Origin of the sequence: Paenibacillus puerhi, assembly GCF_009846885.1 — a bacterium.
GTDB classification, from domain to species: Bacteria; Bacillota; Bacilli; order Paenibacillales; family NBRC-103111; genus Paenibacillus_G; species Paenibacillus_G puerhi.
Genome location: NZ_WUWM01000006.1, coordinates 1 through 21,154, shown reverse-complemented (window position 1 = coordinate 21,154; position 21,154 = coordinate 1). Strand labels below are relative to the sequence as shown.

Genomic DNA, 21,154 nt, shown 5'->3' with positions numbered 1-21,154 from the left:
TCCCGATTTTTAAATCAAACCGACTTCAGCGTGTTCACGATTGCTTGCATAGGAAGCAGGCTCAAAGCTTGGCCAGCATTTTAGTTTGTCAAATTCATATGTAGGGAGATGAAGCCGTCTTGTCCGCTGTGTATCGTACAAGCAATCCCATGCGAGATTCGCGCCCCTCGTGTATAGTTGTGCAATTCGTCCCAGATGGCTTTCGCGGTCTTTATGATCCAGTTCGGATAATAATTGGTTGCCCTGGTTGGATAGCAGCATCAAATCGTTCTCATTCAGCTCGCCTATATTCTTAGTCGGGTTTGAGGAACGCACCTTCCTGTGCACCCCATAAAACAGCTGGTCGCGGATGTTGGTTTTGTTATCAAATTTTTGCAGCTTCTCTACCAGCTCCCCTGTCGTATAAGCAAGAACCGCTGTCCGATATTCATGATGGTCGCGCGCTGCATTCACGGTGTAACAAATGTCCTCCAGATGCAATTCCGAATTACACTGCAGATGGCGAATATATCGTTTGATAAGTTTGCTGAGCAACGTTTTATTTTTCGCGCTTAACGTGAATAAAAAGGCCTTATGCTGGGTTTTGTCTCGTTCGGCTGCAGTCTCGGCATATTCCTCCAGAATGACATGGGCATTAGTGCCTGAAAATCCGAAATTGTTGACGGCGCATCTTCGGATCCCATGGATGGGCTGCCAATATGCAGCGTTTAGAGAAATATAAAACGGCGACTGTTCAAAGTTGATTTGAGGGTTAGCCTCAGCAAAATTGGCAAGAGGCGGTATTTGTTTATGCTTCAGCATCAGGCAGCATTTCACAACGCTCGAAAGTCCGGACGCTTCATATAAATGTCCAATGTTGGCACGTACCGAGCCGATCGAACAGTACTGGGTGCTGTCCGTATGGGCGGCGTAGGCGTCAGTCAGCCCCTTCACCTCAATCGTATCGCCCGTTAATGTTCCGGTACCTTGCGCCTCTACATAGCTAATGGTGGACGGGTCCACATTCGCCTGACGAAGCGCCTCCGAAATCGCCTCGGTATGGGCGGCTGGATTCGGCATAGCCAAGCCGACGGATCCTCCATCGTGATTGACGGCACTCCCTTTGATCACCGCATATACGGGGTCTTTATCCCGGATAGCAGCACTTAGGCGCTTGATCAATAGGGCGACCACCCCTTCCCCTTCGCCTGTTCCGCTGCCGCTTGAATCGAAAGGCCTAGATCTGCCGTCCGCCGACTCAAACCCCGCTTGAAAGCCATCGTCTATCGGCACGGTTTTTAGGCGAATTCCTCCTGCAATCGCCTGTTCGCATTGGCCGCTCCGGATCCCTGAGCAAGCAAGATCGAGCGCAACAAGTGAGGAGGAGCACGCCGTATCGACCATGAGAGCGGGGCCCTTTAGATTAAATAGATGCGAGACTCTTCCCGCTATATTGGAGGATAAATATCCGGTAGGCGTACTTTCATCCTTGGATCGTGAAAGAATCCGCTGATACTTATGACCGTCCATATCTCCGATGTAACCGACATACACGCCCGTTCGTGTCCCATTCAGACGCTTTCCCCCATAACCCGCATCTTCGATCGCCTTAGCTGCCGTTTCCAGAAACAATCGTTGTGCGGGCGACATTGCAATGGCTTCTACAGGAAGGATTTTGAAGTAATGATAATCAAACGTATCGATCTCGTTTATATACGAAGCTTTGTGAAATCGGTAATTGCCTGCCTTATATCCTTCCAAAGCCAGATAGTCCGACAGATCAGCTTTGCGGTTTTCCGGGAAATTTTGCACGGTTTCCGTCCCCGTAACGATCGTTTGCCAGAAATCGTCCGGCGTATCGGCTTGAGGGAGTTTAACGGAAATACCTATAATCGCCACGTGATCGGAATGCACGTTGACATTCCCCTCATTCCGCACACGCTCCTGCTTCCGCGCATTTCCATTCGCAATATAGCTCGCCAACTCTCTGATGGTCGAGTTCGCGTAGAAATCGGCCGCCTTAACCTTATCTCCATGGATCTCCTGCAGCCTGGAGGTTATTTGATTGAGCTGGATCGAACTCAAGCCGAGCTCAAAAAAATTGTCGTATACACCCGGAGCAACATCCTCCAGATACTCCTTGCAGATGGTAACGATCTGCCTCTCAATTTCGCTAAGCTGCTCTTGCTCCTGAACTTGCCTAAGCCGCTTGATTTGAGCTAATTCCTGAATGATCGATGTAAATTCCCCCGCCTCAAACCGTTCCACTAATTGAAAGCGTTGAACCTTGCCGCTCGTGGTCTTAGGAATTTGCCTGATGGGAATCACATGGGCAACCTGGATTCCTGCACGTAAGTTGACCCCCTTTTTAATATTGCTTTCTACCCTCAAGAAGTCTTCAAGCTTTTTGGAATATTTCACAAAAGCTACGACTTCTTCCGTTTGGCTGCTGTAATTTTGCGCACCCCCTATCGCAACTTCCGCTTCGCTTAATGGGACGCCCGCTTCTTCGATCGCGATCCGTTCCAAATCATGAGCATAATAATTTTGACCGTTTAAAAATAAGACGTCTTTATATCTTCCGATCACCACGAGTCTGCCTTCGTTCATAAACCCTAAGTCACCGGTATTCAGCCAGCCGTCTTCGCTTAGGACTTCTTTTGTCTTTTCTTCATTGTTGTAATATCCGCTTGTTACGTTGATTCCATGAATTTCAATAAAACCGACGGTATGATCGGGAAGAGGCTCCCGTTCCGGGTTCGATATCCTTACACTCGTATGCTTGATCGGATATCCAAGGTCTACAAAGGCCGCTGCATGCGGAGCATGCTTATGATCCAAATAACGCACTTCCTGCCCAATACTCATATGCTGTCTGTCAATGTAATAAGTTCTGATCGGCTCTCTTGGTTTAGGAAGAGTCACGACCAGGGAAGCTTCTGCCAATCCGAATCCGGTAGCCATCACATCGCGGCTCATTTTGTATTCGCTCATCTTTGTTAAGAACGCTTCACATAGATCGGGCGAAATCGGCTCTGCTCCATTGATGATTTTTCGTACGTGTGACAAGTCATACGTTTTGTCAGCATACTTTTGCAGATATTTCAGGATAAATCGGCAGCCGAAATTAGGGGTGAACATCAAGGTGGATTGATGCTTGGTCGCCTTCTCCAGCCAAATCGTAGGTCTGCGGATAAAATCGTTCGTCTGGATTTGTACCTGATCAATATTGGCCAGCAGCGGCATTAAGTGGCAGCCGATAATGCCCATGTCATGCGTCAAGGGAAGCCAGGTAATCAGTTTGTCGGTTGGGTCGATTTGGATAGAATCAGCAAGCCCCTCCAGGTTGGCCAGAAGATTACAATGCTTCAGCACAACCCCTTTTGGGTCTCCCGTTGAGCCTGACGAAAACTGAATAAACGCAATATCCTCCGGCCTGCTCGCATGGATAGTTCCCTCTGTATCCCAGTTGTACACTTCCGTGATATTTATCATTTTTTCTGATAAATAACTGGCGTCAATTCCCGCTCGTTCCGCATAGCTCAGCAAGCTTTGGTACTGCTCCGTATCACATAATAAATAAGGATTGTTTAACCGATTCCATATTTTGAAAAATTTAAGCTTATGCTCATCATTGCTTCCAGACGTCACCGGCACCGGGACCATCCCCCCCAGGATGCCGGCCCAGAACATATGAATAAAATCCTCGTTATCATTCAGCTGGAACACGAGCTCATCCCCATATCGGATTCCTTTGCTTTGCAAGAAACCTAGAATCCGGGAACTCGATTGTAGGAGCTCGACATAGGTAACTTCTTTTTCTTCACCTTGTTTTTTGACAAAAGTAATCTTTTTCCGATCTTCCGTGTATTTTCGCAGAATAGCTTCTGTTAATGTCAAAGCCAAGCCCCCTTTTGAGTTCGTTACGATTACATACAGTTGATTTCGATAAGGACATCCTAAGTATTGGAAAAGAGTAAAACATTTTACATCTATTTCATTGGTTAAGGATACAATAATAATTAAATATTGGTAAATAGGAAAAAGGTAACAACCCCTGATTTGCCAAGTATATTGGGTCCGTAGTTATACGATTAGAAGTCGATTTATGCCGAATAAACAACAAAAATAACCGGCCTCCTTGGAGGTCCGGTTGTATTCATCCTATGTTCTTGAAGCTTCCGTATAAACCATTCTCGTATAATTCTTACTTAATCCAACATAAAAAGCGATCATCACTACTACGAAAATTCCTATGCTGTACAACATTTGCGTAACAAACTGCACACTCATGATCACTTCCAGCATCGACATTGCTACCATACTATGAGCAATTCCTACAAGCACAGGCAAGATAAACGCGATTCCAACCTGCATGTATACCGACCGTCCGACTTCCGCTTCACTCATCCCTATCTTCTTAAGTATCGTATATTGTTCTTTGTCCGTAAAGGCATCGCTTAGGATTTTGAAATAGATGGTGCTAAACGTAGCCATCATGAATACGATGGACATGATGGAGCCCAAAAAGAAGAAAGTCCCCAGCGCATAGTATTCTTGTACATACTGATTGATGCTCCCGTTCACCTTACCTCCGGGTACAATCGCTGCAAGCGATTGGACAAGGGCTTCGCTGTTTTCCTGATCGGAGATTCGAATGCCATGAAGCAAAGTTTCATCATGGTTGGTCTGAAGCTTCGTATAATCTTTATCTGGCAAAACATAGATGTTCTTGTTCCCGAAACGATCAACATTGCCTGTGATTGGAACCTGGCGCGCCTCTTTTACCCTATAGGGTTCCCCATTTATTTTCACCTCTTCGCCATGTACCCGCACCGGAGATGCCATCGTTCTGGCACTAAACAAAAACACGATTTCATTCGATTGGGGCTCCATTTCACGGAGCAGTTTCTCAAAGTTTTTGTATTCTAAAAATTCAAGGGTTCGTTGAAGCTGAGAATAGCTGATCAGAATCGCTTCGTTCTGAGGATCAATCCTGATGTGACTTGCGTACTCGGTTTTGATCGGAAGAAGACGAAGTTCATTCCATCCGATCAGTTGATGGTCCGTAGCTTCAATCGCTTGCCTGACCTTGTCCTTGATGTCTGGATCGCTGCTTGCATACGTAATGCTGTACGGAGCTTCTATCAGCTTATGATCCTCTGCGTACTGCTTAAAGGCCAGACTTATGCTAAACGCCGTTACGGTCGCTGCAGCCAAAATAGCGGTCATTGCCAAGCTTCGGTAATTCGCCTTTAAGCGGAAGAAAAGGTTGCTAATGCTCACGAGCCTGACATCTTTGTAAACCATTTGCTTGGATTTGAGTAATTTTTTAAACATAATGGTTAAACAGCTGCCGAAGAAAAAGTAGGTGCCGGCGCTTACTAGCACCAAAGTGGTCATTGCGGCAAACAGCAGATCCAAGTTCCACCGGAGGAAAGTGAGAGCGACCAGGTATCCGACTGCGATACACACTACGCCAAGAATTCCTTTCACATAATTCAATTGCGGTACGGCCGGCTTCGCTTTCGTGGCATGAATCATATCGATCAACCGGCTTTTTTTCACTTCGTTGTAGTTTTTACGCCCCAACAGCGCGAAGATCAGACCGAACACGATCACCAGCTGAATCATAGCCTTGAAGGATATCGTAAAGGGAATTTCAACTTCCAGAGACATGGCCTTTCCGAGAAGCATGAAGAAGAGCTTGGAAAACATAACGCCCACCGTCAAGCCAACCACCATCGATAATCCGCCGAGCAGCATGCTTTCAATAGCGAAAACTCTTCCGATCTTGGAGGAGCTGATTCCCATTAGCATGTAGATGCCGGTTTCCTTCTGTCGCTGCTTAAAGAAGAATCCATTCGCATGCCACATAAAGAATACGACGGTACACATCAAAACAAAGCCCGAGGTCATGCTCGCAACTACAGCAGATTGCAGTCGCTGTGTTAACTGCACAAACGTATCGTTATACTGAATGGCCACGAAGTTATAATAAGTGGCTACTGTAACGACCAATACGATCACATACAGCCCGTAAATTCTGAGATTGTTAGTCAGGAGCTTGTAGGCAATTTTAAACGAATTCATGACTCGTCCCCCCCATGACGGCGAGCATGTCTAGCACCTTCTTAAACAAATCTTGTTTGTTGCCTTCGCTTTCCAAGCGTCCGTGTATCCGACCGTCTTTCAGGAACATGACCCGATCACAATAGCTGGCGGCAACGGCGTCATGGGTGACCATGATAATCGTTGTGGAGAGCTTTCTATTTACGTTTTTAAAACACTCGAGAACCTCCGAGGAGGATTTCGAATCAAGCGCCCCGGTCGGTTCATCGGCAAAAATGACTTTAGGCGATGTGATCAAGGCCCGGCAAATCGCCGCCCGCTGTTTTTGCCCTCCGGATAATTCGTACGGATATTTGTCCAATTGCTCGTAAATACCAAGCAATTGCGTCAACTCCGTCATTTTAGCCATAATGACATTGAGCTTTACATTATTCAACGTTAACGGAAGTGCGATATTATCCCTGATGGTCATATTATCAAGCAAATTAAATGCCTGAAATACAAATCCTATGGTATCTCTGCGGAATTTGGCCAATTCCTTGTCCTTGATCAACGTAATATCAATGCCGTCAATGTTTATCTTACCCGAGGTTGCTCTATCAATCGTAGACATAATGTTCAATAGTGTTGTTTTTCCTGAGCCCGAGGGCCCCATGATTCCGACAAATTCACCGGCGTCAAAATCAAGAGTTACTCCTTTTAATGCCCGGTAAGAGCTAGTCGTATCGCCGTACTGCTTTGTAACTTCAGACACCTCGACCATTCTCATCACAGCCTCAACTCCATCATCCATTGTTTTGATTCAAATGTCTTCCTCATTATATGATTTCGCTGGTCTTCTATCTATTTGTTGTCGTTACATTTTTTTGCTTAAAGTTACATTTTTGTAATACAACGCGAACTGAGGCAATTATCCCCCCGATGTCCGATGCTCGATGAGCCGGTTTACCCGCTCCGAACAAAGGAGCATAACCATGACAAATATCAAGACGACGATCGGCAGCATGCCGATGCTGGTCTGCGAAGCAAAGACCCCAAATACTGGGGGAAGAAAGGTGCTTCCCGTATAAGCCACGGCCATCTGGTAGCCCATAAGCTTGGCCGAGTTCGCTTGGCCGAACCGTGCCGGAGTTTCATGAAGCAAACCAGGGAATATCGGAGCAAGCCCCAGGCCGATAAAAATAAAACCAATAAGCGATACCGCGGCAGGCAGAGGAAGCGACAGAAGCAATCCCCCGGCTATGATGATAATCTGACCGGCCCGAATCAACACGCGGTTGCTTACCTTCATAGTCGCAAAGCCGGTCATAAACCGGCCTGCTGTAATGCCGCCAAAGTAGCAAGCAACCCAGACCGCCGCTGTTTCCGCCGATACCTGCTTGTCCCCGACTAAATAGCTGGCTCCCCATAAGCCAACGGTCGATTCAATCCCGCAGTAAAATAAAAACACCGCGAGGGTAGCCTTGACGCCACGCATCCGTAGCGGATTCTTAGTACTGATCTCTTCCTTGGATCCTCCGCCTGCATCCGTATTCCCGGCAGATGTTGAACTCCGGGTGGACTGCTGAAGGGAGGCAACCCGCCCCCACAACGGAAGAGTAACTAACAATACGATCACGAAACTGAATTGGATGATCGCAACTGCCGAATAACCGTCTCTCCAGGACTGCTGATCTGCTATGTAGGTGGACATGATGATGGGACCCAGCGTCGCCCCTACTCCCCAGAAACAATGCAGCCAGTTCATATGATGCGCCTTATAATGAGTTGCCACAAAATGATTGAGCCCGGCATCTACCGCCCCGGCCCCGATGCCGAGAGGAACCGCCAGTACAGCAAGCCACAACAGAGAAGGCGACAGGGAGAAGCCCAGCAAAGCACAAGCGGTCAAGCAGCAGCTGATTAACGTAACTCGGCCTGTTCCATATTTTTGGATGACACTGCCGCTAGCCAGGCTCGATAGGATTGTTCCGCCTGCCGTAATCATGGACAACAGTCCAGCCGATTCGAAGGAAACCCCGAATTCAGTATGCATGACTGGCCATGCGGCTCCAAGCAGGGAGTCAGGAATCCCCAAGCTGATAAATGCCAAATAGATAATAATAAGAAACCACGTCGCCATGAGTAAATTCCTCTTTCCCCATTCTTCCTTCATTCGAATCGCACTCGGATGATGCTGCATGATAGATGGATTTTATACTAAATATTGCAGCATAGGATAGATACCGTCAAGATCAGTCGTATGTTCACCTATCCGACGGATAACGATAAGCCCTCCTCTCCCGAATTCCTCATACCATTTGGAGCTGAATAGATTTGGGTGGTGGAAGGAATATTAAATCAAGAGAAATGTTGGATATCATTAACTCCTGGGCTGGAGGGATTAAGTTGAATACGCTGGACTGGAGCCGGGGCTTGACGGAAATGACGCTTGCCTTTCATATTGTGTTCGCCACAGTGGGGGTCGGTCTGCCCATTTTTATATCCTTTGCCGAATGGCTCGGAATCCGTAAGCAAGATCCCCACTACACGCTTATGGCGCGTAGATGGACTCGGGGTTATGTCATCACGGTGGCCGTCGGTGTCGTGACCGGTACGTGCATCGGTCTGCAGCTAAGTTTGTTATGGCCGGAATTCATGCGGTTTGCGGGTAATGTGATCTCGCTGCCGCTCTTTTTAGAAACCTTCGCCTTTTTCTTTGAAGCTATTTTCCTCGGGATCTACCTGTATACCTGGGACCGGTTCTCGAACCCCTACTATCATTGGCTGCTGACGCTTCCGATCATCTTGGGATCATCGGCTTCCGCGCTTTTTATTACGATGGTCAATGCGTTTATGAATACGCCGCAAGGCTTTACGCTGGAGGATGGAAAGCTGACCCATCTCGATCCGCTCGCGGCCATGTTCAATCCCGCTACGCCCTCCAAAGTAGCTCACGTGCTGTCCTCGGCTTATTTAACCGCTGCCTTTCTGCTGGCCATGATTGCCGCATTCGCGCTGCTTAGAAGGCGAAACCATGACTATTACAAGAAATCCATCCGTTTCAATATGGCTACCGGATTGATTCTCGCCGCAGCCACGATCTGGATCGGCGATAGCTCGGCCGTTTTTCTAGCGGAGGAGCAGCCTGAGAAACTTGCCGCGGCCGAATGGCATTTTGAAACCGGGAGCCAGGCTCCTCTCGTGATTGGCGGCCGCCTGGACCCGGAGACGCTGGAGATAACAGGAGCGCTGCATCTCCCATGGGCGCTTAGTCTTCTGGCCACGCACGATCCGAACGGAACCGTGATCGGCCTGAACGATTTTCCGAAGGAGGACTGGCCTCCTCTATATGTCCATTATTTGTTTGATTCCATGGTAGGCATCGGCTTCTACTTGTTGGCCATTCCGCTGCTGTTCTTCATCCTTATGCGGATGAAGCGGTACAATGCCTATAATCGCTGGATGCTTTATGGCATCACAGCAGGCGGTCCCTTGTCCTTGCTCGCGATCGAGCTGGGGTGGTTCTATGCCGAGGTTGGCAGGCAGCCATGGATACTGAGGGGGTATATGCGCGTGTCGGAGGCAGCGACAACTCACCCCCATGTCGGCGTTACATTCTGGATGTTTGCCGCCTTATATTTGCTGCTTGCCATCATCAGCACATCCGTTCTCAGCCGTTTGTTCCGCAATAAGCCCGCGGAGCTGGAGCTGGAAGAACGGAGAATCATCCTATAGGAGGGACCCGCATGTCGCTCGAACTGCTTGGGATCACCGTGCTTTGGGTATTTCTGTACGGATACTTGATCGTGGCCTCCATCGATTTCGGGGCTGGATTTTATGCTTATTTCGGCCGAGTATTAGGTATCGAAACCGTGATCGCGCCTGTCATTTCCCGGTATTTGTCTCCCGTCTGGGAGGTTACCAATGTGTTTCTCGTTTTTTTCTACATCGGCATTGTCGGATTCTTCCCGGAAACCGCCTATTATTACGGAACGGCTCTGCTAATCCCCGGAAGCATAGCGCTCATTCTGCTTGCCATCCGAGGCTCATTCTACGCCTTCGCCAATTACGGCTCCAGGTCGAGCAGCCTGTATCTGTTCGCATATGGCGCCACGGGCCTGCTGATACCCGCCGCATTATCGACCGTATTCACCATATCGGAGGGCGGATTTTTATCCGTTCAGGGGAATACCGTGGAATTACGGATGGAGGAGCTGTTCTTTAGCGCCTACTCCTGGGCGGTCGTTCTGCTAGCCGGATCGAGCGTGCTGTTCATCAGCTCGACCTTCCTGACGTATTATGCGGATCGTGCGAAGGACAGCAAGGCGCGCGAATGGCTGCGCTCTTTCTCGATATGGGGAGCCATTCCCACGATTATTTCCAGTCTCTTTGTCTTCATCGCGCTTCGCAACCATAACCGGGAACATTTTCAGAACACGCTCGAGTTATGGTGGATGTTCGGCCTCTCTCTTCTCAGCTTTATCCTGGCTATCTGGCTCATTAGCCGACGTACCTATTATGGAACCGCATTTGTGCTGGTAATGCTGCAGTTTGCTTTTGCCTTCTTCGGGTATGGAGCCTCCCACCTGCCCTATTTGCTTTACCCGTATCTGACGCTATCCGGAAGCCTCACCAATCCCGTCATGGGTCGGGCGCTGGTCGTATCGTTTGTCGCTGGGCTGCTGCTGCTGATCCCTTCTCTTGTGCTGCTGCTTCGAACCTTTATCTTCAATGCCAGCTATGTGAAAGGAGAACCGTCATGAGTGTCTTCGACCGTCAGGACAAATGGCTGATGCGGCTTTGCTTCGGGATCGCTGTGCTGATGCTGTTATCCGCTATTCGCTATATGCTGTAAGGCGACAGGAAAGGATTCACATGTAAAACTGGCTTGTCTTAACTTGCGACCGCTGCAAAGAAAAGCCGCTCATGACAAGGTTCCACGCATCATCTGAGCCTCTCCAGTCCTGCCCCCGCGGCACCGTTACGCAGCAAACATCTCTCAAGCTCCACTCTTCATCTACAACCCTGGCCATCGGATGAGAGGGGTTCATGATCAGCAGCCGGTATCCCCCCTTGACCAGCGTATCCAGCGCCGCCTTCAACTGCTTGGCCTCCTCCAGACTTGTTTCGGTCCGGATGAAGAGAACGGGTTTGTTGTGAATCAAATGCCAGAAGCGGTGAATACGCCTGTCGACCTTCTCCTTGAAGGCAGGGTAAGCCTCCCACCAACGTTCAAGATAGAGTGGGAAATCGTGGTAGGAGACGATATCGTAAACCTGATCTCTGATTACGTAGCATTCGTACGTTCGGTCAACTAGCTGCAGACTCTTGAAATCCATCAACCCTCTAAACCGATTCTGCAGCAGTTGGATCAGTCCTGGCGTGGAATCCGATGAAAACCAGTCAAGGGGACCTGCCGCTTGGCGCAGTCCGAGTCTGTTTAGCTGGTGGGCTACTTGGCAGTTGTTTCCCAGGCTGATGATGCTGTTATATCGTCCGACACAATCCTTCCATTTCATAGCGCACACGTCCCCCGCTGCCGTTTCGTTAAGCCCTGATGGTTGACACGGGCCCAGTATCACCTTATTCCCGTAGGGTGGCTATGGTGCAGATACAGTTGCTGGATCGGCAATCTTGTATATGATTTATAATTAATGTAGCTAATCATTAATGACATTACTTATTTTATAGATGCAATAAGTAGACATAAATTTTATTATGTTAAGTATTCACTGACCTCGCATCGACCGTGAAGATCCAAAAAAAGCCAAGCCGGTTATATCCTGGCTTGGCGTATCTTTTAATCATAGACTGGCTAGTCCCTCTACTCTAGCGGGTATAAAATAACGTCGATAGGAAAAGCCGAGCCCGCAGCGGGCGAAAACTCTAAATTCAGCGACGGCTCCGTCCCGTTCGTCCGCGCAATAATCGTGTAGCCCTGATAGTCCATCATGACTCCCGATGGCGGAGTTTGCACGATTTTTCCGTCAACCTTAAACGGTCCTTTAAACACGCCGCCGCGCGGCAGGATGAGCACGGACATTCTCGGAGGGGCTTTGATCTGAATCTGGTATACGACTCCATAATTGCCTAGATTAATCGATGACTTCTTCTCGAAGGCGTCTCGGCCTGAGACAAACACATCCGACGTTCCGTCGCCGATCGCAAAGCTAGTCGGCACCTTTACAGAAGAAGCGACCATCTCCCACAACACCTCGGAGCCGGTGAATGTGCCCCGGACATTGCCGCTGTAAGGCAAAGCCGGATATAGAGCGGCCTCCTCCAGCCCATCCTTCTGCTCCATGGCTACGAACGTGAACACGACCTCCCCGTTCGTCTCGACATCATACATCACATTGACGCCTTGACCGGGATAAAAGTCAGGCATCGTTCGGTAGTAAGCGGACTCGCCTGGCTGAAGGCTCATCGTCTCTTCGCGTTGTCCGCCCTGCAGAAATTCAATCGTCGCTTCATTGCCGATAAGGTTCGCATAGATCGACGGATAAACCTCGCCTTGATTAGTCGTCTTGATCGTGACGCTGCGCGTATTGTCCGGGTTATGCGCGATGATGGCGAATTTCATCTTCCGGTCGGTGCCGTTCACATGATCGGCATAAAGCCGCCCTTTCCCATTGACCTTGTCCCGGTACAGCATTCCTTTTTCCGTGAAGGTTTCGGGACTGTCGCTGACGAGCAAGGGGCGGTCCTCCGGCTTCCTCTCTTTTCGATTGAGCTGAGGGATGCCACGCAAGTAGGCTCTCAGCACTTCTTCCTCTTCCCTTACATAAGTGCCGACGGGCTTATGATGTACGTGGTACTCGAATTCATCCAGATAGGGCTGGTCCTTCACGAGTATGTTGCGGGAGAACGTCTCGCTGACTTGTCCCAGGCTGTCGGTTACCTCAAGAGATACTTTATACAGCCCCGGAACGAAAATAGCTTGGGCATTCCCCGTCCATTTTACATCCTCCAGCTTGCCGCCTTTCGGATCATAGCTAAGGTCCATATAGCGGATAGGCTCGCCGATGCGATAATATTCGCGGTCTACGGCAAACTTGGCGATCGGCTTCATGTTCGGCATCGTATCGTTCGCAAACAACGAAGGATCCGTTGAACTACGGATATAGCTCAGATCCACACGACGGGATTCTTCATCGATGCGGCTGCGGAAGGAAACGTAGCGTTCCAGAAACGCCAATGCGATATATAGCCGGTCGCTCTCAAGCATTGCCTCCTCTCCCCATGGCTGTGCCGCACCATTTACATATAAGGTCTGATCGGCCGGGGTTAGCTCCAGAAATGCTTTGGGGGTCGTAATCTGCACGGCTCCCTTCTCTTCCTCCCAGTTCACAGGAAGTCCGAGCCATGGCTCCAGCTCCGCAGCCGGCAAGTAAACGCGACTCTCTCTTTCAATTGGCGGAAGCGCTGCTTCCGTCTTGAAGCCGTCCACATAAACGGACGACGATCCGGGATAAAGCAGCAGATTCGTTGCTTCGGGTACGGCTGCGGCAGCAGCCTGTCCGATCGAGGCTCCCAGTAAGCACAGGGCGCAAAATGCGGATAATAAAGGTCGTACATATAGCTTCATGTAAGCAGGTCCTTTCTGTCTTTGCTTGACGTGGTTCTCCGAGTCTACTTTTTATCCTGCAGAGGATAAATGATCCATTCAACCGGGCTGCTGTTTCCGGGGGCCGCCATCCACTCGATGTGGACGGAGGACTCCAGGCCGGTCGTCCGCGCAGCGACGAACGCGCCATCCTGGTCCGTCAAGCCTCCTTGCGGCAGCGGAACGACGATGCCGTCCACTTTGACGATCCCATCGGCATGACCGTCCTTCACATGCAGCGCGATTGCGACGGGCCGAGGGTCGTTATAGTGGATGGTATGACCCAAGCCGAAGTCAGTAGCGGCCTTTTTCTCAGGGGACCAAGAAGATACGGACTTGAGGTTGTTCCCGTCCGTAATAAGATCCAGTCGGACCTCAGAATCCAGGCTCCCTTCCTCGGGCGCCTTCTGCTCGGAGACAAGCTTCGAGAGATCGCGGAAAATAGCACCGGCTTCCCCCTCGATAGCAGCGACAAATCCGATTTCCACCGTTCCGTCTGTTGTCATATCCTTGAAGCTTGCCATACCTTGTCCCGGCTCCAGCTTGTAGCTGCCCAGCTCGAGCGTCTGTCCCGGCGCGATATCCAAGGCCGGTTCGTCCGTTTGTCGAGTCATAAAGTCCGTCACGGCCACTTTCGCCAGTGTACGGTGGAGCAGAGTCGGCTCAAGCTCCCCCGCTCCGGTGACGCGCACGGTCCGATTTTGCGTGGTTGAGGGATTATAGGCGATGACCTTGAGCTCGACAGGCTTCCCGAGCCCATTGCTATGATGGGACAGCAATCGAGCATGTCCGTTCACCGTTTGCCTCTTCAGCAGTCCCGTCTCTAGAATCCTGTGATTCTCACCGCTGACTACCCGCTGACGGTAGCTGGAGCGGGTGACTAGCGAAGTCAGCGGAACGGCCTTCTCTGAAGCATCCTTCCAGGCTTCCGATGTGCTCTTTATCAGAGTTCCCACTGGACTTGTGTACCAGGGATACTCGGCTTCGCTCAAGTAGCTTTCGTCCGACACTTGAATATGGCGGGTGTACGGACTGCTCCAATTGCCATGCCGATCCCTTGCTTCCAGCGTCACCGCATAGGTACCCGGCCGGAAGAAAGCGTCCTCCTTGCCGGTCCACCGGTATTCCGGCAAGCCTTCGGCATCGGCGTCATAGCTAAGATCGATATACTGGATAGGCTCGCCTATTCGATAAGAAGCCTTGTCGGTTGCAAATATCGTGATAGGACGCGAATTAGGCTGCGTATCCCCGGGGTATGTCGATTCGCGATAGGCTGAATCCGTCGGTGTTTCATACGTTAAGACAACCCTGCTCGGTCCCGGCAAATACTCATACCGGATGCCCATATAGGGGGCTGCCCAGCTGAGCTTGACCAGCAGCGACCCATCGCGCACGATAGCCGCCTCCTCCAAGTCTATCGAAGAACCGTTCACCGAAGCTTTCCCGCGCTCCAGATCCCACTCCAAATAAGCCTGAGCTGTCGTGAGTCCGACTGCCCGGCGTCCCTCATGCCAAATTGCTTCCATTCCTAGCTGATCGGCAAGCCAGCGGATCGGAACATAGAAGCTTCCATCCACAATTTCAGCCGGCGCCCCAAGCGGAATCTCGCTGCTGTCTACCTCGGCGGATAACTGCCGATCCTGGAATTGAATATGTACGGTTGTGCCCGATACGTCGACCGCCGAGACGGAAGAGCCGACGGCAAGCGTCCCCAGCAGCAACGAAAGGGCTGCTATATGTTTCTTCTTCAAGATGCCTACTTCTCCTTTTGCATGTAAGATATAATGACCTATATAAATGTAACATGAAAATTAGGATATGACACGCTTGTACGGTAAATATTTGATAGAGATTGCCGGGGCTTCCGATGTGACCGTATCGACGTTTAAAAAAGAGCCATAACGAAAACGCTGTTTGGCTCCTTTTCTGGCAGGGGTTCTGCCACCTTCCATCCGTGCGGCTGTATCTGAGATACAATTGGAACTCGACTCTATTAACTAACGTTGGGAGGAGACACACTTGGATCAAGTATCTTCTTACTGGGGAAATTCATATTATATGCGGGTCGAATTTGTACCTAAGGGGAGTGTAACGATGAGCGCGGCCATTTCTAAGCTGATCACGTTGAATCTCAGGTAGCTGTTTGCGGAAACCAAAGCTATTCTACATCAATTGGATGCTGAATATTATCCCGATAATCATCCACATAAAGCTGGCCATTGCTGCCTTTTACGGCATAGAATACGTCCTCTAACTTTTTGCCGCGCACCTTGAGCTGGGACATCAGCCAGGATTCGGAAATATGGTTGGACTTTAAACTTTCGATCAAAAGCTGCCCGTCGATTACAAGCTCGATTGGGAACTGTATGGCTTTGCCTGCATTCAATTTCAGGTCTTTTAACGTCACGGTTTGCAGTTCCTTTTTCTTTTGAACAGATAATTTTCCGTTAATCTCTAGGAGGGCGTACTCCACATCCTCTATATTAAAAATGTCTCTCTGGCGAAGCTGTTGGTTCAAAGAATCCAGTGTCATATTATTTTTCTTCAAATTATTTTCCAGAATAAGCCCTCCTTCTATGAGAACGGTGGGCGTTCCCTCGGTCCACATCTTAAATGTTCTGAATTTCAAAAAAAGCTTGGATAACACATAAGAAGTAAATGTAAAGACAGCCAGGGCTATTAATAGATGAACAACCTTTATTTTCTCGTTAAATGCAAAGTTAGCTGCCGTAGCTCCTAATATGACGGCCGTTACGAATTCGTGGAAGTTCATATTGGAGAGGGTTTGCTTTCCCAATACCCTCGCAATGACCAGTAGGATTAAAAAGGCCGAAAAACTTCTGATTAAAACAACGAGATGTTCCATGCCAAAGCCTCCCTATACCAAATTGCATACTTGTATATAGGTTATCCGCAACGCAGGAATAATAAACCAGTGGAATTCATGAGTCGGTTTGAGAATTGCTCCATAACTTGACTCTAGGGACTTTAATTCTAATAATAGGTGGCTTGATTTCTAAATGAGAACTTTGGCAAATACCATTACTCTTGCGTTATGGTTATTTATCCTTACCTATTTTGGTAATAAGCTCGGTGTTCCAAAAAACATGTACTACTTTATTACTGTTGTCCCTTTAGGTTTAGGTGGAATGTTCTTGATCAATTATTTTTTTGATAGAAAAAACGACAAACGTTAGTTACAACGTATATTCATATAAAAATAGAAAGCTACCTTTAACCAGGCAGCTTTCCTTTTTGTGCATTAAGGCTTAGTGAACACGAATAGCATTCCAGCAGCATTCCTGAACTTGGGCGAATAATTCAGGCGTCTGTTCGACTACTCCCCGCCCCATGACATTAAATAGCTTGACCATCGCTCCGTAAACGATAGCAATCAGTACATCGGACGGTAATGGGCATATGATCCCTAGACGTTTACCTTCCTCCAGAACTTCCCGAATCAGGCTCAAAAACCGATCAAATGACTCCCGGCTCTCGGTATTTAAGAAGGGAGCCCCCGAATGGGAATCGATAAAGGCAAGCGTCCTTCCCCGGTATGCAGCAAACTCACACATTTGGTTGAAGATATGATCGTAACGCTCGCGAATCGCCCCCGGATCCGCAGGTGCGCCGGTCAGCAGGGCATTGGATAACTGCTGGACGCTTTCCTGGAATAGGGAGTTTACCAGTTCCTCTTTAGTTTCGAAATACCGGTAAATCGTACCTGCCCCTACTTGCGCTGCATCAGCAATAGCAGGCACCGTGGTGCCATCATAGCCCCTGTCGGCAAATAAGTGCAGCGCAGCTTCAAGAATATCGTTTCGTTTGTTTTTGGACATGTTCGTGCTGCCTCCATGATGAATCCGTTCCTATTGATTCTCGCTTAACGAAGTATACAACACGATGCTCCATCTCGCAATGACCAGAACGATGACCGAAGGAGCATATCGCCTGTTATCAAGTGCCCATATGCCTAATATTTGCTTACTAAAGTTGAGAAACAATAAAAAAATGAGTAGAATGTAGGTAATGAAGGAGGGGTTATTAGAATGGCCAACAAGTCTGCCAAGATCGAAATCGGAATCAGTACCTTCCTGGAGACTACAGCAGATCCAGCAACAGGAGAAGTCATCAGCCATGCCGAGCGGCTGCGCCATGCGGTTGAGGAGATCGTCCTAGCCGATCAGGTAGGCCTGGATGTGTATGGAATCGGGGAGCATCATCGGGCTGATTATGCAGGCTCATCGCCCGCTGTCGTATTGGCAGCGGCCGCAGCCATGACCAAGCGGATAAGATTAACGAGTGCGGTTACCGTCTTGTCCTCGGACGATCCGGTTCGTGTGTATCAAGCCTTCTCCACGCTTGACGGTCTATCGAATGGCCGGGCCGAGATTATGGCAGGCCGCGGTTCATTTATTGAATCATTCCCTCTGTTCGGATACAGCTTGGAGGATTATGATGAATTATTCGAAGAAAAGCTCGACCTCCTGCTCGCCATCCGAGCAGCGGAGAAGGTGACCTGGTCTGGACGGCATCGCGCCCCTATCCATGACCTTCCGGTGTATCCGCGATCTGTCCAAGAGCCGCTGCCGGTCTGGATGGCAAGCGGCGGGAATCCACAATCGGCTATTAGAGCCGGAGTTCTGGGCCTTCCCATTGCCTTCGCCATTATCGGCGGCATGCCTGAGAGCTTTGCTCCGCTGGTCAAGCTGTACAAGGAGGCTGCCGCACGCGCCGGACACGATCCCGAGAAGCTGGAAATTGCAACACATTCGCACGGATTCGTCGCCGATACGTCCGAGCAGGCTGCCGATCTGTTCTTCCCCCCTACTCAGGCTCAGATGAACGTTATCGGGCGGGAACGGGGCTGGGGACAGCCTTACAGCCGCGCCACCTTCGATGCCGCCCGCAGTCTGCGCGGAGCCCTGTATGTGGGCGATCCCGAATATGTAGCGGAGAAGATCCTTTTGCTCCGCAAAAATCTGGGAATTACCCGCTTTTTTCTCCATGTCAATGTCGGCACCATGCCGCATCGCGAAGTGCTGCGTGCCATCGAATTACTTGGAACCCGGGTGGCACCGATCGTTCGCCAGGAGCTGGCTCGCAGCTGAGCCAGAGAATCATCCGGCTTCGCTGAGCGGTCGATCCAAACATAGAAAAACCATTGAGCCTACTCGCATAGGTTCAATGGTTTTTTTGGCGCTATAGCTTATCCAAGCACATGTCCGATAAAGGTATCTAATGCGGTAATATTCGTAATATTTCTGTTGCATTTCCCACTATCCAAACATAGATAGTTTCCTATCGCCTTATAATAATCAGGCGAAGCATGTGCCGTTCTTTTTCTGGATATAGCCGAGAACATAGCAAGCTCTTCGTGCCGATTGCATAGAAAACAAAAGCCTTTTTTATGGGTAGGCGTAATCCTGCCTTCTATACCGATCATTTGCCCATTCACGGAATAAACCATGAACAATTTATTGACAGCTATATCGTACCAGCTCAGATAAGTGACATAGCGAAAGTCAACATTCGATAGATCGGGCAGCTTCAGCTTCTTGTTCTTGGGAAACAGCTTCTGGAGCTGTTTAGGCGTTACAGCCGGGAATTCTACCAGGTATGCCTCTAATCCTTTCAGATACTTCTGAAAGTCATCGGCCGTCTCCAACACAGTAACGCCTTGAAGCAGCTGCCTCTGACTGTCCGCAGCATCCGGAAACAGCTCTTGGATCTTGGACTCCACACTAGATCGGACAGACCCCAGCACTTTCGGATCAGCAATCGTCCGGAGCGCATGCAGCAGGGAGTCGGCTTGCTTTTTGATTAAGTTATACTGATGGTTTCTAATAAATGGTACACACATTGGCGTTCAGCCCCTTATTTTTTTATCATGCTATAAGGTGCAAAGCCATGTTATTAGAAACGATATAGTCGGTTGGGCGATTAGGTGTGCTTCTGGATACGCCCATGCAAAGTATCGCCTCTAAAGCAGGCTTTGCATGAGGCCGTGCCAATCCGGCAATCGATCATTGCCATCTATATCAACTCCCTTGCTCATAAGTAGAAATATTATACTCTAAAATTATATTCCGCCACAAGCAGCCTGCGAATATGACAGCCTATTGATTGTACTGCGTAAGCAGACGCTTCGCTTCGCCCGTAGGGGTTGCGAATACTTCGTAGATCCGAACCTGATGATGGACATCCAAGTTGTCGGAAGCCCCTGTAAGCGAGATGATGTTGTCCCCGTTCACCAGCCGGCTTGAGCCGTACAGATTTGCGCGGCCGGTTCCGACCAGACGGTCGTAGGAATCGTACAGCTCGACCAGCAGGTTCGGGAAGGAGGCATCCAGCTGCACCTGCTCGTCCCGGGTGATGTCCAGATCAAGCTTCAGCCGGTACACGTATTGATACTGCGTAGCTTGACCATAATCCGAGTTCAGCGTCCAGTTCTTGACCTTCACGGTGAACGGGTACAGGCTCCACTCGTCCTTATTCGCCTCCTGCAAGCCGGTCGATACCGCTGCGATCGTCGTTTTGTAAGGCGCTGCCGTGACGGCATCCTGCACCTTCAGCACTAACCCTTCGCCCTTCTCCGACACCGGCAGCGTGAAGGAATAGCTCACTGTCAGCGAGGAGCTTGGCAGCACCGAGGCCGTCTGGATCTGCTGACGGCTTCCCGCATACTCATAGCCGTCTTTGCTGACCAGATCCGCCTGGAAGACCGGTACTGCGAGCGGCTTCGACGACTTGTTCGTCAATTTGAACTTAGCCGTGACGTTTTTGTTGCCGTCCTCCGTGTTCTCGTGCAGGTAGTATTCGATAACCGATACCGACAAGTCCGGATGGATCAGCTGGCTGCGCTCGTCGAAGCGGATTGGAGCGCCTAGCGTATAGGCCGTAAAGCTGGTGCCCGGCGCTTCTCCCGGCAGCAGGATATTGAGCCGGCCCACCTTGTAATTCAGCACGGAGACGCCGGCCGCGCCGGCCTCTGCGAACGTTTCCGGCGTCAGCAGGTTCAGGCTTTGCAGGACGGTATCCTGATCCGTCGGGATCGCGTAATGGATATACTTCTCAGCTTTCCCCTCCAGCACCACCGCGTCCTTCTCCACTCTCGAGCCGCTGAACACTTTACCGCCGCCTTTGCCGTCGAGGCTGAACTCCGGCACGCTCTCGCGCTTATCCGTCGGATTGTAGGCCAGCAGCTGCACGACGTACACGGTGCCTTCCGCTGTCGATTCCTTGTTGATTGTCACAGGCGTGTACTGTACCGGCGAGACAAGCCCCGGGATCTTGAAGGACTCGGACCATTTCTTCACGGCGGCTTGGTCGGTTATCGCGGTGTCGCTGCCCTTCCAAGCCTCGCCCTGGATCGGCACCCCGATGACCGGCGTTTCCTTCTTCGGATAGACGTAATAATCGACATCCGTCCAGTTCACCTGCGTCAGCGTGATCTCGTCCGTCCGGTCGATCACCGCCAGGTAGCTAAGCTCGGTATTTGCCTTTGGCTGCAGC

15 protein-coding genes are annotated in these 21,154 nt (G+C 49.9%); 4 read left to right on the top strand and 11 right to left on the bottom strand.

Going from position 1 to position 21,154, the window contains the following annotated elements; all coding sequences use genetic code 11:
* Positions 1–9: 9 nt before the first annotated feature.
* The 4 genes from GSF01_RS06895 to GSF01_RS06880 form a co-directional block, all read right to left on the bottom strand.
* Positions 10–3,879, bottom strand: a complete 3,870-nt coding sequence (locus GSF01_RS06895; RefSeq protein ID WP_159882306.1) for a beta-ketoacyl synthase N-terminal-like domain-containing protein — start codon at positions 3,877–3,879, stop codon at positions 10–12.
* A gap of 264 nt (positions 3,880–4,143) precedes the next feature.
* Complete coding sequence (locus tag GSF01_RS06890; protein ID WP_159882305.1) at positions 4,144–6,072, bottom strand: ABC transporter permease; 1,929 nt, start codon at positions 6,070–6,072, stop codon at positions 4,144–4,146.
* Positions 6,059–6,823, bottom strand: a complete 765-nt coding sequence (locus GSF01_RS06885; RefSeq protein WP_407945747.1) for an ABC transporter ATP-binding protein — start codon at positions 6,821–6,823, stop codon at positions 6,059–6,061. Before GSF01_RS06885 ends, GSF01_RS06890 begins: the two co-directional genes overlap by 14 nt.
* Positions 6,824–6,961: 138 nt before the next feature.
* Positions 6,962–8,173, bottom strand: coding sequence for an MFS transporter (locus tag GSF01_RS06880; protein ID WP_159882303.1), 1,212 nt, complete (start codon positions 8,171–8,173; stop codon positions 6,962–6,964).
* Between the two features lie 260 nt (positions 8,174–8,433).
* Between GSF01_RS06880 and GSF01_RS06875 the strand changes: the two genes are divergently transcribed.
* Entirely contained in the window at positions 8,434–9,768 is a 1,335-nt protein-coding gene (locus tag GSF01_RS06875) for a cytochrome ubiquinol oxidase subunit I (protein WP_159882461.1), read from the top strand.
* Between the two features lie 11 nt (positions 9,769–9,779).
* Entirely contained in the window at positions 9,780–10,796 is a 1,017-nt protein-coding gene (locus tag GSF01_RS06870; protein ID WP_159882302.1) for a cytochrome d ubiquinol oxidase subunit II, read from the top strand.
* A gap of 108 nt (positions 10,797–10,904) precedes the next feature.
* Here the strand turns inward: GSF01_RS06870 and GSF01_RS06865 are convergent, their stop codons facing one another.
* From GSF01_RS06865 to GSF01_RS06850, 4 genes are all read right to left on the bottom strand, one after another.
* Positions 10,905–11,552, bottom strand: coding sequence for a DUF1796 family putative cysteine peptidase (locus GSF01_RS06865; RefSeq protein ID WP_159882301.1), 648 nt, complete (start codon positions 11,550–11,552; stop codon positions 10,905–10,907).
* A gap of 305 nt (positions 11,553–11,857) precedes the next feature.
* On the bottom strand, positions 11,858–13,621 hold the full coding sequence (locus tag GSF01_RS06860; RefSeq protein WP_159882300.1) for a stalk domain-containing protein: 1,764 nt from the start codon (positions 13,619–13,621) through the stop codon (positions 11,858–11,860).
* Positions 13,622–13,665: 44 nt separating this feature from the next.
* The gene (locus GSF01_RS06855; protein WP_159882299.1) at positions 13,666–15,390 is read right to left on the bottom strand and encodes a stalk domain-containing protein; all 1,725 of its coding nucleotides are present in this window, start codon (positions 15,388–15,390) and stop codon (positions 13,666–13,668) included.
* A 407-nt stretch (positions 15,391–15,797) separates the two neighbouring features.
* Entirely contained in the window at positions 15,798–16,505 is a 708-nt protein-coding gene (locus GSF01_RS06850) for a DUF421 domain-containing protein (protein ID WP_159882298.1), read from the bottom strand.
* Positions 16,506–16,659: 154 nt separating this feature from the next.
* Here GSF01_RS06850 and GSF01_RS06845 point away from each other — a divergent pair, with 154 nt between their 5' ends.
* A complete protein-coding gene (locus GSF01_RS06845; RefSeq protein ID WP_159882297.1) occupies positions 16,660–16,836 on the top strand; it encodes a hypothetical protein in 177 nt (58 codons plus the stop codon).
* 72 nt (positions 16,837–16,908) lie between these two features.
* Here GSF01_RS06845 and GSF01_RS06840 read toward each other — a convergent pair whose 3' ends face one another.
* Positions 16,909–17,478, bottom strand: coding sequence for a TetR/AcrR family transcriptional regulator (locus tag GSF01_RS06840; protein ID WP_159882296.1), 570 nt, complete (start codon positions 17,476–17,478; stop codon positions 16,909–16,911).
* A gap of 210 nt (positions 17,479–17,688) precedes the next feature.
* Here GSF01_RS06840 and GSF01_RS06835 point away from each other — a divergent pair, with 210 nt between their 5' ends.
* Positions 17,689–18,750 carry an LLM class flavin-dependent oxidoreductase gene (locus GSF01_RS06835; RefSeq protein WP_159882295.1) on the top strand — a complete coding sequence of 354 codons (1,062 nt, stop codon included), beginning with the start codon at positions 17,689–17,691 and terminating at the stop codon, positions 18,748–18,750.
* Between the two features lie 98 nt (positions 18,751–18,848).
* On the opposite strand, the gene GSF01_RS06830 is transcribed toward GSF01_RS06835, so the two are convergent.
* Both GSF01_RS06830 and GSF01_RS06825 read right to left on the bottom strand, forming a co-directional pair.
* Positions 18,849–19,502 (bottom strand): FusB/FusC family EF-G-binding protein, encoded by a 654-nt coding sequence (locus GSF01_RS06830; protein WP_159882294.1) that lies wholly within the window; start codon positions 19,500–19,502, stop codon positions 18,849–18,851.
* 256 nt (positions 19,503–19,758) lie between these two features.
* Positions 19,759–21,154: hypothetical protein (locus GSF01_RS06825; RefSeq protein WP_159882293.1), on the bottom strand; the 1,396-nt coding region annotated here is incomplete at its 5' end.